11 protein-coding genes are annotated in these 14,348 nt (G+C 65.7%); 4 read left to right on the top strand and 7 right to left on the bottom strand.

Going from position 1 to position 14,348, the window contains the following annotated elements:
- Positions 1–63: 63 nt before the first annotated feature.
- From G4G71_RS11515 to lpdA, 5 genes are all read right to left on the bottom strand, one after another.
- Positions 64–609, bottom strand: coding sequence for a DUF4256 domain-containing protein (locus tag G4G71_RS11515; RefSeq protein WP_169937738.1), 546 nt, complete (start codon positions 607–609; stop codon positions 64–66).
- A 63-nt stretch (positions 610–672) separates the two neighbouring features.
- Positions 673–1,674 carry a response regulator gene (locus G4G71_RS11520; RefSeq protein WP_169937740.1) on the bottom strand — a complete coding sequence of 334 codons (1,002 nt, stop codon included), beginning with the start codon at positions 1,672–1,674 and terminating at the stop codon, positions 673–675.
- Complete coding sequence (locus tag G4G71_RS11525) at positions 1,671–5,354, bottom strand: PAS domain S-box protein (protein ID WP_169937742.1); 3,684 nt, start codon at positions 5,352–5,354, stop codon at positions 1,671–1,673. Before G4G71_RS11525 ends, G4G71_RS11520 begins: the two co-directional genes overlap by 4 nt.
- A 304-nt stretch (positions 5,355–5,658) precedes the next feature.
- Positions 5,659–5,928 carry a hypothetical protein gene (locus G4G71_RS11530; RefSeq protein ID WP_024763325.1) on the bottom strand — a complete coding sequence of 90 codons (270 nt, stop codon included), beginning with the start codon at positions 5,926–5,928 and terminating at the stop codon, positions 5,659–5,661.
- 246 nt (positions 5,929–6,174) lie between these two features.
- A complete protein-coding gene (gene lpdA / locus G4G71_RS11535) occupies positions 6,175–7,575 on the bottom strand; it encodes a dihydrolipoyl dehydrogenase (protein ID WP_169937744.1) in 1,401 nt (466 codons plus the stop codon).
- A 210-nt stretch (positions 7,576–7,785) separates the two neighbouring features.
- On the opposite strand from lpdA, the gene G4G71_RS11540 reads away from it, so the two are divergent.
- The 4 genes from G4G71_RS11540 to ppk2 all read left to right on the top strand — a co-directional run bounded on the left by G4G71_RS11540 (position 7,786) and on the right by ppk2 (position 11,472).
- On the top strand, positions 7,786–8,907 hold the full coding sequence (locus G4G71_RS11540) for a M14 family metallopeptidase (protein ID WP_169937746.1): 1,122 nt from the start codon (positions 7,786–7,788) through the stop codon (positions 8,905–8,907).
- Positions 8,908–9,274: 367 nt separating this feature from the next.
- Positions 9,275–9,667 (top strand): hypothetical protein, encoded by a 393-nt coding sequence (locus G4G71_RS11545; RefSeq protein WP_169937748.1) that lies wholly within the window; start codon positions 9,275–9,277, stop codon positions 9,665–9,667.
- 146 nt (positions 9,668–9,813) lie between these two features.
- The gene (locus G4G71_RS11550) at positions 9,814–10,266 is read left to right on the top strand and encodes a PaaI family thioesterase (RefSeq protein ID WP_024763329.1); all 453 of its coding nucleotides are present in this window, start codon (positions 9,814–9,816) and stop codon (positions 10,264–10,266) included.
- A gap of 288 nt (positions 10,267–10,554) precedes the next feature.
- Complete coding sequence (ppk2, locus tag G4G71_RS11555; protein WP_054907684.1) at positions 10,555–11,472, top strand: polyphosphate kinase 2; 918 nt, start codon at positions 10,555–10,557, stop codon at positions 11,470–11,472.
- Between the two features lie 28 nt (positions 11,473–11,500).
- Here the strand turns inward: ppk2 and G4G71_RS11560 are convergent, their stop codons facing one another.
- Both G4G71_RS11560 and G4G71_RS11565 read right to left on the bottom strand, forming a co-directional pair.
- Positions 11,501–12,739 (bottom strand): tetratricopeptide repeat protein, encoded by a 1,239-nt coding sequence (locus G4G71_RS11560; RefSeq protein WP_169937750.1) that lies wholly within the window; start codon positions 12,737–12,739, stop codon positions 11,501–11,503.
- A gap of 639 nt (positions 12,740–13,378) precedes the next feature.
- Complete coding sequence (locus tag G4G71_RS11565) at positions 13,379–14,296, bottom strand: hypothetical protein (protein WP_169937751.1); 918 nt, start codon at positions 14,294–14,296, stop codon at positions 13,379–13,381.
- Positions 14,297–14,348: the final 52 nt, after the last annotated feature.

The following is a 14,348-nucleotide window of genomic DNA, read 5'->3' on the forward strand; positions in this document are numbered from 1 at the left end:
GGCCCTGGGAAAGTTCGGTAGCGGTACAGGAATCGTTCAGAAATGGCCTACAGATGAGCGCCTCTAAACCATCAGCACACCGCGAAAACCGCGCGCGGCGTAATAGGACTGCACGCCATTGTGGTAGATGAACACCCGCTCGTAGCGGCGGTCGCCGAACAGCGCGCCGTCCAGCTTGCGCATGGAGCCGGGCGTGCGCAGCCAGCTGGAGGTCTTCTGGTCGAAGCTGCCCAGCTCCTGCAACTGGCGGTACTGCGCCTCGTCCAGCAGCTCGATGCCGATCTGCGCGGCCAGCTCGGTGGCGCAGCCGGCGGGCTTGTCCTTCTTGCGTGCGTCCAGCGCCTCGCGGTCGTAGCAGAGGCTGCGGCGGCCGGCCGGGGTCTCGGCGGAGCAATCGAAGAACAGGAAGGCGCCGCTGGCGCTTTCGCGGCCGACCACGTCGGGTTCGCCGCCGGTTTCCTCCATCTGCTCCAGCGCTTTCAACTTGGCCGGGGCGGCCTCCAGGCGCGCCTGGACTTCCGCCCAGTCGATGCCCTTGTGGCGCTCGGGGTGTTGCTTGAACCGCGCCTGCAGGGTGGCCAGCAGGGCGTCGCGTTGCTTCGCATTCATCTTGCTTACTCTCGGCAGGGGTTGAAGGTCAGAGAGTAAAGCAGGATTTGCGCGACCTGCGGCTCAGCCCGCGTCGGCCCAGCGCTCGCGCACGGCGAGGATGTCGGGCAGGCAACCGAGGAAAAGCTCCACCAGCTCCGGGTCGAACTGGCGGCCTTTTTCCCGGCGCAGCAGTTCGATGGCCTCGTCGATGCTCCAGGCCGGCTTGTACGGGCGTACGCTGGTCAGCGCGTCGAACACGTCGGCGATGGCGACTATGCGGCCCTCCAGAGGGATTTCCTCGGCGCGCAGGGCATTGGGGTAACCCGTCCCGTCCCAGCGCTCGTGGTGGGTGAGGGCGATGCTGCGCGCCAGGGTGAGCAGGGTGGAGTCGTGTTCGCCGATGATCCGCGCGCCGATTTCCGGGTGCTGGCGCATCACCGCCCATTCCTGTTCGTCGAGGCGGCCGGGCTTCTGCAGGATGGCATCGGGAATGCCGATCTTGCCCACGTCGTGCATGGGCGCCGCGTTGAGCAGGTCGTCGGCGGCCTTCTCCGAGAAGCCGGCGGCGCGGGCCAGGATGTGCGCGTAGTGGCTCATGCGGATGACGTGCAGGCCGGTCTCGTTGTCCTTGTACTCCGCGGCCTTGCCCAGGCGCTGGACGATCTGCAGGCGCGTCTCGCGCAGTTCCTCCACACGCACCAGCGACAGGTGCGTGCGCACGCGAGCCTTGACGATGGGCGGGCTGACCGGCTTGGTGATGTAGTCCACTGCGCCGACCTCGAAGCCCCGCGCTTCGTCGGGTACATCAGCCAGCGCGGTGACGAAGATCACCGGGATGGCGCAGGTGGTCTGCTCGGCCTTGAGCCGCTGGCAGACCTCGAAGCCGGTCATGCCGGGCATCATCACGTCCAGCAGGACCAGGTCCGGGCGTTCGCGGTTGGCCAGCTCCAGCGCCTTGTCGCCGTCCTTGGCGAACAGCAGGCGGTAGTCGTCCTGCAGGATGTGGCGCAGCACCTGGAGGTTGGTGGCTTCATCGTCTACCAGCAGCAGGCAGGGACGATGATCTTGGGCGGTCAGGCTCATGCTTGCTCCAGGCGGGCGCCGAGGGTCCGGACCCATTCCAGGGCCTGGTCGAAGTCGAAGTCGTCGATGGCGTCGCGCAGGGCTTCGAAGGCCTCGCGGTGTTCGCCCTGGACGGTGCCCAGGCGCAGGCGTTCCAGCGCCTGGTCGTCCAGGCCGCCGCGGGAAAGGGCCAGTTGCAAGGCCTGCAGCGCGTCGCGCAGGTCCTGCGAGGCGGCCTCGCCAACGGCTGCCCCGACCGCCTCGGCAAAGGCTTCCGGCACCAGCGGCACCGATTCGCGGACGGTGGTGAACTCCGCGCGGACGCGCTCCAGGGCAGCCGCCAGTTGTTCAGCCTTGCCCTGCTCTGCGGCGCCTTCCAGCGCACCGATGGCGCCGGCCAGACGCGGCAGGGCGAGATTGGCGGCGGCGCCGCGCAGGCGGTGGGCGAGGGCGGCAATGTCGGCGCGATCGCCGTTGCTCACTGCGCTTTCCAGGGTGTTCAGGCTGGTTTCCTGCTCTTCGAGGAAGCGCACGATGGCTCGCGCCATGGGCAGCGGCCCGCCCCACAGGCGGGCGCCGGCATTCCAGTCCAGGGTTGCCAGTGGTGCTGGCGCGGTGGCTTGTGTGCTGCGTACTGCGGGCGCGGCGCCGAGCAGGCGGGCCATCTCATCCAGCAGGGCGTTGAGCTCCAGCGGCTTGCTGGCGAAGCCGTTCATGCCGGCGTCCAGGGCGTTCTGCCGGTCGCGGTCGAGCACGCTGGCGGTGAGGGCGATGATCGGCACGGCTGCCGCCCCGCGCTGTTGCTCGAGGTTGCGGATACGCCGGGTGGCTTCCAGTCCGTCCATGCCGGGCATCTGCACGTCCATCAGGACCAGGTCGAAGTCCTGCGCGCTGTAGGCCTGCACCGCGGCCTGGCCGTCGCCGACGCTGTGCGGGTGGTGGCCCAGGCGCCGCAGGTTCAGCTCCAGCAGCTCGACGTTCTGTGGCACATCGTCCGCCACCAGGATGCGCAGCGGCGGCAGGCTCGGCGCGTGGCTGCGGGTAACCGGTTGCACACTGTGGCCGGCTGGCAGGGGCAGGTCCACGGTGAACACGCTGCCCCGGCCCACTTCGCTTTCCACGGTGATGCGGCCGCCCATCAGCTCCACCAACTGGCGCGAGATGGTGGTGCCCAGCCCGGTGCCGCCGAAGCGCCGGCTCATGGAGGCGTCGGCCTGGGCGAAGGGGTCGAAGATGCGCTCCAGGCGGTCGGCGGCGATGCCGATGCCGGTGTCGCGGATGGCCAGGCGCAGCGCGCCGGGTTCGCCGCTGATGACCAGCCGCACTTCGCCGCGCTCGGTGAACTTCACCGCGTTGCCCAGCAGGTTGGTCAGCACCTGCTGCAGGCGCAACGGGTCGCCGCGGAAGTACTCGCCGGCGCGCTGGCCGTAGTCGATCTGCAGGCGCAGGCCCTTGCGCTCGGCGGACAGCCGCAGCGCCGCGCAGACCTGCTCGCACAGCTCCGGCAGGGAGAAGTCCAGGGCTTCCAGTTCGATGGCGCCACGGTCCAGCTTGGCGGTGTCGAGGATGTCGTTGAGCAGGCCCAGCAGCGAGCGGGAGGCGTTCTGTACGGTGCTCAGGTAGCGCCGCTGATTGTCTTCCAGCGGCGAATCCAGCAGCAGTTCGGTGAAGCCCATGATGGCGTTCATCGGCGTGCGGATTTCGTGGCTCATGTTGGCCAGGAAGCTGCTGCGCGCGGCGGCGGCCTGTTCGGCGCGGTCGCGGGCGCTGCGCAGTTCCTGCTCCATGACCCGGCGCGGGGTAAGGTCGGTGGCCAGCTTCACCACCTTCACCGGTTTGCCGTCGAAGTCGAGGATCGGGTTGTAGGTGGCGTGGATCCACACTTCGCGCCCGTCCTTGGCCAGGCGACGGTATTCGCCGGCGTTGTACTCGCCCTCGCGCAGGCCCTGCCAGAAGGCCTGGTAACGGGCGCTGGCGGCGATGTCCGGCGGGCAGAACAGGCTGTGGTGCTGGCCCAGTACCTCGGCTTCGGTGTAGCCGAAGAGTTCGAGGATGTTCTCGTTGGCGGCGAGTACGCGGCCGTCCAGGTCGAACTCGATCAGCGCCATGGCGCGGCCGATGGCGGTGACCTTGCCTTCGTACTCGTTGCTCAGCAGCTTGGTTTCGGTCTGGTCGAGCAGCACGCCGTCGATCCACTGCGGGTTGCCGGCCTCGTCGTAGCACGCGCTGCCGCCTTCCCAGATCCAGTGTTCGGCGCCGCTGCGGTCGAACAGCCGGTACTCGACGACGTAGCTGCGGCGCTCGGCAATGGCGCGGCGGACTTCCTCGTTCACCGCTTCCTGATCATCGGGATGGTAGAGCTGGGCGAAGGTGATGCGCTGGTCGCTGAAGTCCTGCGCCGACCAGCCGGTGACGGCCTCCACCGCATCGCTGACGAACAGGGTGCTCCAGGCGTCGTCCGGGAGGACGCGGAAGGCGATGCCGGGCATGTTGCGGATCAGCGAGCGGTACTGCTCCTCGCTGGTGCGCAGGGCCTGCTCCATCTCGCGGCGTTCGCTGATATCGGCGACGAACACGACGAACCAGGGCTTGCCGTTGTGATCGGTGACGCCGAGGCTGACGCGCACGGGGATTTCCCGGCCGTCGCGGGTCAGTGCTTCCAGCTCCAGTTCGGAGTTGCTGAACTGGCGCTTGCCGCTGCTCTTGTAGTTCTCCAGCGCCATGCGGAACTGATGGCCGTAAGCCTCGTTCATCAGCACCTGCATGGGCTTGCCGACCAGCTCGTGCGGGTGCCAGCCGAACAGGCGCAGCACCGCGTGGTTGACCGAGCGGATCACGCCACTGTGGTCGATGGTGAGGATCGCCTCGACGGCGGCGTCGAGCAGCGAGTCCAGGTGCTTGCGCCGGCGCTCCAGCTCCTGGAACAGCTGGCGATAGCGCAGCAGGCCGTTCACCGCGGCGACGCAGATGCTCAGGCTGATGGTGGCCATGGACACCGCCATCGCCAGGTAAAAGCTGCCCTGCACGCCTTGCGGCACACCAAACTCTTCCATGCCGACGAAACGTGCCGCCGCCATCCCGGTGTAGTGCATGCCGGCAATTGCCAGGCCCATCACCAGACCGCTGACCAGGATCGCCAGGTTCGGACGCATCTTGCCGCGCAGGCCGAAGCGCACCCAGAGCGCAATGACGGCCAGGACCACCGCGACGAGGATCGACAGGGCGAACATCCACGGGTCGTAGCGCAGCAGCGGCGCCATCTGCATGGCCGCCATGCCGCTGTAGTGCATGGCGCCGATGCCGGCGCCGACCAGCACGCCGCCACCGATGAACTGCAGCGTGCTGACGTTGCGCTGGGCCAGCAGGTTGAGTGCGATCCAGGAGGCGAACAGGCTCGGCAGGCCGGAAAGCAGGGTGATCAACGGGTCGTAGCGCACCGCTGCGCAGAGCTGGAAGGACAGCATGCCGATGAAGTGCATCGCCCACACGCCACCGCCCAGGGCCACCGCGCCGGTGCCGATGGCCAGTTGGCGGTAGAACGGGCTGCGCGCCAGCCGCGCCACGCCTGACAGTTGCAGGGCCATGGTCGAGGTGAAGACGGCAATGAGGATGGAGAGCAGCACCAGAGCATTGTTGTGCTCGCCGAAAACCAGCAGCGAAGGGGTGTCGCCGCTGTAGAAATATCGCTGCAGATCGAGCATTGAACGAGACCGTACTGCGTGCCGAAGGCCCGGTGGAAGACGAGACGGGGTGAGCAAAACACAGGATGGCTGCAAATTGCCATCATTGTCGGTCGCTGCTCCCGCTGAACCGGCAGTGGAATGCGGGTTTCGGACGAGCGGAAAGCCAATGTTCGGAATCGAAGCTGAAACGATGCAGCCCGGAGGGCGACCGACACTTCGTTGTCGGCAGACGAAGCGGCAAATTGAGCGGTTGCCGACGGCTGGCGCCGGAAATGAAGAAGCCCGGCTTGGGGCCGGGCTTCTTTGGGTACCTGTCTGCGGATCAGGCGGGCATGTGCCATTCCTGCAGGCGGTAGCCTTCGCGGTTCAGCTCGTCGCGGGCCTGGTTCAGCAGGCCTTCGAGCTGCTCCGGATCGGAGTAGGCGGAGCTGGGAATGCGGGTGAGGCCCAGCAGACGGGTACCGGTGCGATCGAGGACGGACAGGTCGAGGCTGCCGTCGCCCCCTTGGTCAACCCAGGTCACACAATTGAAGGGTTGGAAGGCTCGTCCAGTGATCAGCAGAGCCTCGTTGAAACGAAGAGTCGCATGCATGGTTGTGATCTCTCTGCGTGGTAATCCATTGCGAAGGTGGCGAAAGCGGTTCATCCACTTTCGTGTTCGTTCACGCAATTGATGGATTCAGAGTCGAAGAAAGTCACAACCCATGTCGCGGTTGTACACAAAATAGTCGCAAATAAAACTGTTTCAGTCGCTACAGGCCCCGTCAGCCGTGGCCTGTAGCGATTTTTTGGGTGCGCCATCGCGCCGCACGTGCCATTTGTAGTTGGCGACGAGCGGTCAGGCCTGCATGGCCCAGCCGTCCACGTTCATCGCTGCCTGGCGCAGCGCCTCGGAGCGGGTCGGGTGCGGATGGCAGGTGCGCGCGATGTCCTCGGCGGCGCCGCGGAACTCCATGGCCACGCAGTACTCCGCGATCATGTCGCCGACGTTCGGGCCGATCATGTGCACGCCGAGGATCTCGTCGCTGCGCTCGTCCGCCAGCACCTTCACGAAGCCCTCGGTCTCGTGGTTGATCTTTGCCCGGCTGTTGGCGGTGAAGGGGAACTTGCCCACTTTGTAGGCGCGGCCCTCGGCCTTGAGCTGTTCCTCGGTCCTGCCCACGGTGGCCACTTCCGGATGGGTGTAGATCACGCTGGGGATGACGTCGTAGTTCACTTCCCCGGCCTTGCCGGCAATCAGCTCGACGCAGGCGATGGCCTCGTCCTCGGCCTTGTGCGCGAGCATCGGGCCGGAGGTCACGTCGCCGATCACCCAGATGCCCGGCACGCTGCTGCGGTGTTCATGGTTTTCCAGCATGCCGCGCTTGTCGGTAGCCAGGCCCACGCTTTCCAGCCCCAGGCCCTGCGTATAAGGGCGGCGGCCGATGGCGAGCAATACGTAATCCGCCTGGATCGACTCTGCCGCGCCGCCAGCAGCCGGCTCCACGCTCAGGGTCACCTGCTTGCCGCTGACCTTGGCCTGGGTGACTTTCGAGCCCAGCTTGAAGCTCATGCCCTGCTTGGTCAGCGCGCGCTGGAAGGTCTTGGCGGTTTCCAGGTCCATGCCGGGGCAGATGCGGTCGAGGTATTCGATGACCGTGACTTCCGCACCCAGGCGGCGCCATACCGAGCCCAGTTCCAGGCCAATCACGCCGGCGCCGATCACCACCAGGTGCTTGGGTACCTCGGGAATCGACAGCGCGCCGGTGGAGTCGAGGATGCGCTTGTTGTCGACTTCCACGCCCGGCAGCGGGGAGGGCTCGGAACCGGTGGCGATGATGATGTCCCTGGCGGTGAGGCTGCTCTTGCTGCCGTCGGCGGCGGTCACTTCCACCTTGCCCGGCCCGTCGATGCGGCCCCAGCCCTTCACCCAGTCCACCTTGTTCTTGCGGAAGAGGAACTCCACGCCCTTGGTCAGCGCGGTCACGCTCTCGGCCTTCTGCTTCATCATCTGCACCAGGTCCAGCTTGGGCTTGACCTGGATGCCGAGGTTGGCGAACTCGCCGCCGGCCGCCGCTTCGTACAGTTCCGACGCGTGCAGCAGCGCCTTGGACGGCATGCAGCCGACGTTCAGGCAGGTGCCGCCGAGGGTTTCGCGGCCCTCCACGCAGGCGACCTTCAGGCCCAGCTGGCCCGCGCGAATGGCCGCGTTGTAGCCGCCGGGGCCGCCGCCGATGACGATCACATCGTATGCGCTCATGCAGTGCTCTCCGAGTTGGAAAAAGGGGTCAATCGAGGTTAGCCCGCGCTCGCCGGATCACCAGCGCAGGGCCTGGGATAAGCGTTACTCGATTTATATTACGAACATAATATATAATTCAACGCAAGTCACGCAGACATGACAGACGCGGCGGGGAGGGCGAAAATGCAGGGCTTTGGCGCCTCAGGTTCGTGCGCCTACGGAGAATTCATGAAGATCGACTGCGATTTCGACAGCGGCAACATCCAGGTCATCGACGACAGCGACCCGCGCCACGTGCGCCTGGCGCTGCGCCCGGACACGAAGAGCCCGCACTTCCAGTGGTTCCACTTCAAGGCCGAGGGCCTTGAACCCGGCCAGCAGTACCGGTTCAGCCTGACCAATACCCCTGGCTCCAGCTACACCGGCGGTTGGCCGGGCTACAACGCCGTGGCTTCGTATGACCAGCGCGACTGGTTCCGCGTGCCCAGCACCTATGATTCCAACGGCCTGCACTTCAGCCTCGATGCCGAACAGCCCCAGGCCTGGTTCGCCTACTTCGAGCCGTACAGCCGCGAGCGCCATGCCGAGCTGGTGAAGCGCGCCCAGGCCAATGGCGCCGAGCTGCTCGCCACCGGCCACAGCATCGAAGGCCGCGAACTGCCCCTGCTGCGCATCGGCAAGGGCGCGGCGGGTGCGCGCAAGGTCTGGCTGATCGCTCAGCAACACCCCGGCGAGCACATGGCCGAGTGGTTCATGGAAGGCCTGATCGATCGCCTGCAATCGGGTGATGCCGAGGTCCAGCGCCTGCTGGAGCGCGCCGACTTCTATTTGGTGCCGAACATGAACCCGGACGGTGCCTTCCACGGCCATCTGCGCACCAATGCCGCCGGCAAGGACCTGAACCGTGCTTGGGCCGCGCCCAGCGCCGAGGAAAGCCCGGAAGTGCTGTTTGTCCAGGAGCAGATGGCGAATTACGGCGTCGACCTGTTCCTTGACGTGCACGGCGACGAGGAAATCCCCTTCGTGTTCGCCGCCGGCTGCGAAGGCAACCCGGAGTTCACGCCGCGCCTGGATCGCCTGGAAAGCCTGTTTCGCGAGCGTCTGGAAGCCAACGGCGAATTCCAGAGCGTGCACGGCTACCCGAAGGACGCCCCCGGCCAGGCCAACCTGACCCTGGCCTGCAATCACGTCGGCCGCACCTACGACTGCCTGTCGCTGACCCTGGAAATGCCGTTCAAGGACCACAACCTGTCGCCCAACCTGCGTACCGGCTGGAGCGGGGCGCGGTCGAAGGCGCTGGCGGAGGCGGTGCTGGTCACGGTCGCCGGGCTGGTCGACGAGTTGCGCTGAACATAGGCCACGCACCCTCGCTGGCGGGGCCTGAGCAAGTGCACCTCAGGGCCTCACTGGCGCGTGCGCCAGCCAGGGAGACACGCCAGGGCCGATTCGGCTCCCCGCCGGACCGGCCTTGCGTGATTGTTGACCTGCAGTCATTCACTTCGTCGGACCGCACCTGCTATTCCGCGCCGTCAGCTCCCTTCCGTCATCCGTTTCCAGGCTGGAGACGGCATTTTAGAGCGCCGCGTATCTGTAACTTCAGGCTTACCCAATAGTCGATGTCATACAAAATACAGACTGAAAACTTGAACTGCTTCACATAAACTCGGGTCTTCCGTTAGCGCATTTCGCTCTACCCGCAGCCGTCAGAAGTAACCCCATGGAAAACCACAGTACCCCCCTGGGTCCGGTTCCCGCTCATCTGGTCCGTGAAGCCGTGGCCAAGAAGACCGGTCTGGGATGGGTGGTCGAGTTCAACGTTGCCACCTGGCTCAACCTGGCTGTGCGCGACGACACCGGTATTATTCTCAAGATCAGTTACCTGGACGGCGACAAGCCCCGCGAAGTGCTGGTCGACAAGGGCAGCATCTTCGGCGCCCAGCGCATCCTGCTGTGCGGCATCGCCCGCCTGGGGGTGAACCAGAAGCTGGAGTCCATGAGCCTGTCGCTGGAAACACGCTCGCCGATCCAGTCGCTGCTGGTGGAGGAACTCTTTGTCCAGGCCGTCGAGCGCCAGAGCGAAAAGAAGAGCGGCACCCGCAAGGCACGTTGACCACCCGTGGCGAGGGGCGCCGCTGGGGCGCCTGAGCGTTGCAATCGGCGGGCATTCCCGCCGTGCATGAAGCTTCGCCGGGCTTGCGAACCGCCGGTCGGAGCGGGGAATATCGCCTGGCCCCACTCGTTGCACCAGGAAGCCCCATGCCCCTCGATATCGAACAGCTCAAGCTCTACACCGCACACCGTGGCATCGCCATTCCCATGCTCGACCTCCTGCAGTTCCGCCATGCCCCGGCGGAGGACGGCAACGGCCCCGGTCGCCTGGTGGTGCGCGTCGAACCGCAGCACGTGAACGGCTGGGCCAACGCCCATGGCGGGTTGATCATGACCCTGCTGGATGTCGCCATGGCCTTGAGTGCCAGCGATGCCGACGAAGCCGGCCGCGGCGTGGTGACGGTGGAAATGAAGACCAACTTCCTGCGGCCGGGCGGGGAAGTGGGCGAGGTGCTGGAAGCCCTTGGCAGCGTCCGCCACCACACGCGCTCCATCGCCTTCTGCGAGGCCGAGTTGCGCAATAGTGCCGGCGTGGCCGTGGCGTCCGCTTCCGGCACCTTCAAGTACGTCAACAAGCCGCGCCCGCTGGCTGACGCTTGAGCATTTTCCTCCCCGCATAGTCAATTCCCCACGGTCGCGGACGGATGTTCGCGGCCTTTTCCCTGGGCTGATATCGCTTCGTTACCAGCACCGCTCGGCGGCTCGGCGTGCGTTCTTAAGATCTTCTTAATTCATCGGGTGTCCTATCAAAGGACGCTCTAGCACGGGCTTTGCAAGAAACTTCTTTCACTGGCTGTAATGAGTTCGTCATAAAGCGTGACTACATTTTTCTGTCATGAAAGTGTCACTCAATGTGACTGAGCCAGTGACGGCACAAGGCAACCCACCATGCTGCTCGATGACAAGAACTTCCCGCGACGCGTCCAGCGCGACCTGCAGGATGACCGCGACGAAGAGCTCGAACTCGAACTGTTCGACGAACTCTACGATTTCGAAGGGCTGCGCCACGGCAGCCTGCAAACCCATGAAGAGCGCCTGGCGCGTCAGCGTTACTTCCACACCCTGTTCAGCCTGCAGGCCGAGCTGGTCAAGCTGCAGAACTGGGTGGTGAAGACCGGCCACAAGGTGGTGATTCTCTTCGAGGGGCGCGACGCTGCCGGCAAGGGCGGCGTGATCAAGCGCATCACCCAGCGCCTCAATCCGCGCGTGTGCCGCGTCGCTGCGCTGCCCGCGCCGAACGACCGCGAGCAGACCCAGTGGTACTTCCAGCGCTACGTCTCGCACCTGCCGGCGGCGGGGGAGATCGTCCTGTTCGACCGCAGCTGGTACAACCGCGCCGGGGTCGAGCGGGTGATGGGCTTCTGTACCGACGGCCAGTACGAGGAGTTCTTCCGCAGCGTGCCCGAGTTCGAGCGCATGCTGGTGCGGTCCGGCATCCAGGTCATCAAGTACTGGTTTTCCATCTCCGACGAGGAACAGCACTACCGTTTCCTCAGCCGAATCCATGATCCGCTCAAGCAATGGAAGCTCAGCCCCATGGACCTGGAATCGCGCCGCCGCTGGGAGTCCTACACCAAGGCGAAGGAAATCATGCTCGAGCGCACCCACATCCCCGAAGCGCCCTGGTGGATCGTGCAGGCCGACGACAAGAAGCGCGCCCGACTCAACTGCATCAGCCACCTGTTGAGCCAGATTCCCTACCAGGAAGTGCAGCTGCCCGCCGTCAGCCTGCCCGAGCGGCAGCGCCACGAAGGCTACCGCCGGCATCCCACGCCGCTGGAGCTGCAGGTGCCGGAAGTCTACTGACTGGCAGCGATTCGCCCGCAGGGCCCTGTCACTTTGCCAGGCTGCGCACCGTGCAGCTGCCGTCCGCGATGGCGTCGCAGAGGAAGTACGGCATCCATTCCTCCCAATGCCCCTTGGCCACTGGCGATTCGTAACGGCATAGCAGCGTGCCTTCGGCTTCGAACAGGCCCCAGGGCTGCAGCTCGCCGTCCTTAAGCTTGCTCGGCACCTTGATGCCCTGGTAGCTGACGTTGCAGCCGACATGGAAGGCTTCCATCCGCCAGCGCACCGGCTCGTGCGCGGGGAAGGGCTGCGCCTCCAGGAAGCCGAACAGCTCGTCATGGTTCAGCAGGCTCTGGCGGATGGTCGGCCACAGGCTGCGGCGCAGGAAGTACTGGTCGGCGAAGCGCGGATGCGCTTTCTCGTCCTTCAGGTACTGGGCGATCAGCTCGCGGATGCCCGGCAGGTTCGGGTTGTGACAGCCAGCCCACATACCCGCCAGCAGCAGTTCGGTGTGGCTGAAGTAATCGCGCATGTGGTGATACCAGTAGCCACTCTGCAGCCAGGCCTCAACGGCCGCAAGGTCGCGTTCGGAGAGCAGCGAGTCGGCATCGCGCACCTGGAAGCGCGAGACTTCGCCGTCCTCCATCACCAGGAAGCGCCACATCGTCGGCGGGATCGAAGCGCGTGTCGCCGCGTCCACCAGGACCACCTGTGCCCCGGCTTTCGCCAGGCGATCCAGCACCGTCGGCGGCACCGAGTCGTCCACGTAGAAGCGGCAGCGCCATTGCGGGAACAGCTCGCGTGCGGCTTCCACGTTCTTCAGCGCGCTCTCGCAATAGCGGGGGCGGGCGCCGAACAGCGAAAACACGATCAGGTTGCGTTCCGGTCTCGAGCCGTCAAACGGCGGGGGCGGCGCATCGGGTAGGGGATAGGCGGGGAGCTGGCCGTACTTGCGATCCGCCACGCTCAGCGACAGGTTGCCGTAGCGGCGCACCAGGTCCTCCCGCTTCAGCCAGCCGCAAACCTCCGTCAGCCCGTCCAGCGCGGTGTCCGGCATCCTGTCTTCGCCCAGCGTATTCAACAGCTTGAGGTAGGTCTTGTAGGCCTGTTCGTAGTCTTTGGTGCGCATCAGACACAGGGCATAGTCCGTCAGTAGCGTCGGATTGTTCGGCGAGAGCTGCAACGCCTGACGCGCCACGTCGCGGCCCTGGCGGTAATTGCCTGCCGCCAGGGCGGCGCGGAAGGTGGCGGCCAGCTTTTGGAACTTCTTCTCGACGGCAGACATGCAGAAACTCTCCAGGGCAGGGGGCGGCGGGTGTTTCTGCCCGGAATGAGCAGCCCGCGCGCCCTCGATTGCATGGAGCGCAAGGCTAGGGAGCGGGGGGAGAGGGCTCTATCGGATATTTCCTGCACGCGGCGGCGATAAGTACGAAGTCTCCGCCGCGCCGCCTGCCGTCTCCCGGCTAGCGGTGATATCGGCCCGCCACTATTCTTTGCCCGCAGAAAATCCATCGGGTCCTGAAGCCTTGTCAGCGGGTGAGTGAATGAATCGAATCGGACTGGCGAGCCTGCTCGCCATGCTTGTCAGCGCACCGGTCTTGCCGGCGAGCTCGCCCGAACGGACAAGGGCTGCCTGGTTCAGGACTGGAACGCCCAGCGCTCCAATCCCAGCTACATCTGGTCCGGCCAGTGCGTGGCGCGCTCCGCTTCGAAGGGAAAGGGTTGATCGTGCCGGGCCGGACGGACGCCGGTTCCTTGCTTGCGAACCTACTCGGCACCCCATTGAAAAAGCCGTCCCGAGGACGGCTTTTTTGTCAGTGCGCCAACCGGCTGCAATCAGTGCCAGAACAGCGCGATCAGGATGATGATCGGGATTGGAACGCCGAGGAAATACAGAAGAATCGAGCGCATGGTGTGCCTCCGGTCAGTGGGCAGGACGGGACTGCGTGGAATGCAGCGTGCGGGTATTGGTCAGCAGCACCACCGCATCGCGGCGACGGCCACCGTGGATGGCCAGGAAGCTGGCGAAGAAGGCGCCGCAGAGTAGGGCCACGAACATCCACAGCGCCGAGGCGGCGGCCACCTTGCGGGCGGTATCGGCCGCTTGCTGTGCTTTCAGCTTGGCCTGCTGCGCCGCAGCGAACACCTGGTCGATGCGCTGCTCGGCTTCCGCCTGGCTGATCTCGGTACGCTGGGAAACCACGCGGGCGAGATAGCTGCGATCGTCCGCGTTCAGCTGTCCGTCGGCCAGGCCGCGCAGGAAGATGCGCGTGGCGATGGCATGGGCGGCGTCGTCACTGACCGCCACCGGGCGGTTATCGCGGAACAGCATGTCAATGAAGTACGCCGAGCCGTCGTCCGTGCCACTGGCGCTGGCGTTCGAACCCGCGGCAGCGGCGGCAGTGGTTGCCGCAGAAGCTCCGGCCTGCAGGCCGCCGCCGACGATATTGCTCACCGAGCCCACCACGAGCGTGGCGGTTACCAGCGTCGCCACGGCCCAGGCGAGGAAGCCGTGGGCGGTGTCGCGGAAATACACCTCGTCGTCATGCAGCGTTGCCCAGCGCGCGCGCAGGCGCCCGGCGATGTAGCCACCCAGGCCCGAGGCGAGTATCTGCGTCAGCATCAGCCAGACGATGGTGGAAACGCCTATCTGCTTGAACGTCGCGCCATCGCCCGGCCAGGGCGACACCGCGGAAAAGCCCAGGCCGAAGCCCAGGATGATCAGGATCAGGGACAGCGCCGCCGCCCCGGCGGCCCCGGCGAATACCGCCGCCCAGGACACCCCCGAATGGTCGGTGGTATCCACGGCAGTGGTGGGGTAGGCATCGGTCGTTGTAATCATTGTTGGCTGCTCCGTGAAAGAGAGGTGGAAGCCTCCGTCTTTCCGCTGCAGC

The organism is Pseudomonas multiresinivorans (assembly GCF_012971725.1).
GTDB lineage: Bacteria > Pseudomonadota > Gammaproteobacteria > Pseudomonadales > Pseudomonadaceae > Pseudomonas > Pseudomonas multiresinivorans.

Excerpts from the sequence above, each read along its gene's own strand:
- G4G71_RS11515 (WP_169937738.1), bottom strand. The coding sequence starts at position 609 with ATGAATGCGAAGCAACGCGACGCCCTGCTGGCCACCCTGCAGGCGCGG.
- G4G71_RS11520 (WP_169937740.1), bottom strand. The coding sequence starts at position 1,674 with ATGAGCCTGACCGCCCAAGATCATCGTCCCTGCCTGCTGCTGGTAGAC.
- G4G71_RS11525 (WP_169937742.1), bottom strand. The coding sequence starts at position 5,354 with ATGCTCGATCTGCAGCGATATTTCTACAGCGGCGACACCCCTTCGCTG.
- G4G71_RS11530 (WP_024763325.1), bottom strand. The coding sequence starts at position 5,928 with ATGCATGCGACTCTTCGTTTCAACGAGGCTCTGCTGATCACTGGACGA.
- lpdA (WP_169937744.1), bottom strand. The coding sequence starts at position 7,575 with ATGAGCGCATACGATGTGATCGTCATCGGCGGCGGCCCCGGCGGCTAC.
- G4G71_RS11540 (WP_169937746.1), top strand. The coding sequence starts at position 7,786 with ATGAAGATCGACTGCGATTTCGACAGCGGCAACATCCAGGTCATCGAC.
- G4G71_RS11545 (WP_169937748.1), top strand. The coding sequence starts at position 9,275 with ATGGAAAACCACAGTACCCCCCTGGGTCCGGTTCCCGCTCATCTGGTC.
- G4G71_RS11550 (WP_024763329.1), top strand. The coding sequence starts at position 9,814 with ATGCCCCTCGATATCGAACAGCTCAAGCTCTACACCGCACACCGTGGC.
- ppk2 (WP_054907684.1), top strand. The coding sequence starts at position 10,555 with ATGCTGCTCGATGACAAGAACTTCCCGCGACGCGTCCAGCGCGACCTG.
- G4G71_RS11560 (WP_169937750.1), bottom strand. The coding sequence starts at position 12,739 with ATGTCTGCCGTCGAGAAGAAGTTCCAAAAGCTGGCCGCCACCTTCCGC.
- G4G71_RS11565 (WP_169937751.1), bottom strand. The coding sequence starts at position 14,296 with ATGATTACAACGACCGATGCCTACCCCACCACTGCCGTGGATACCACC.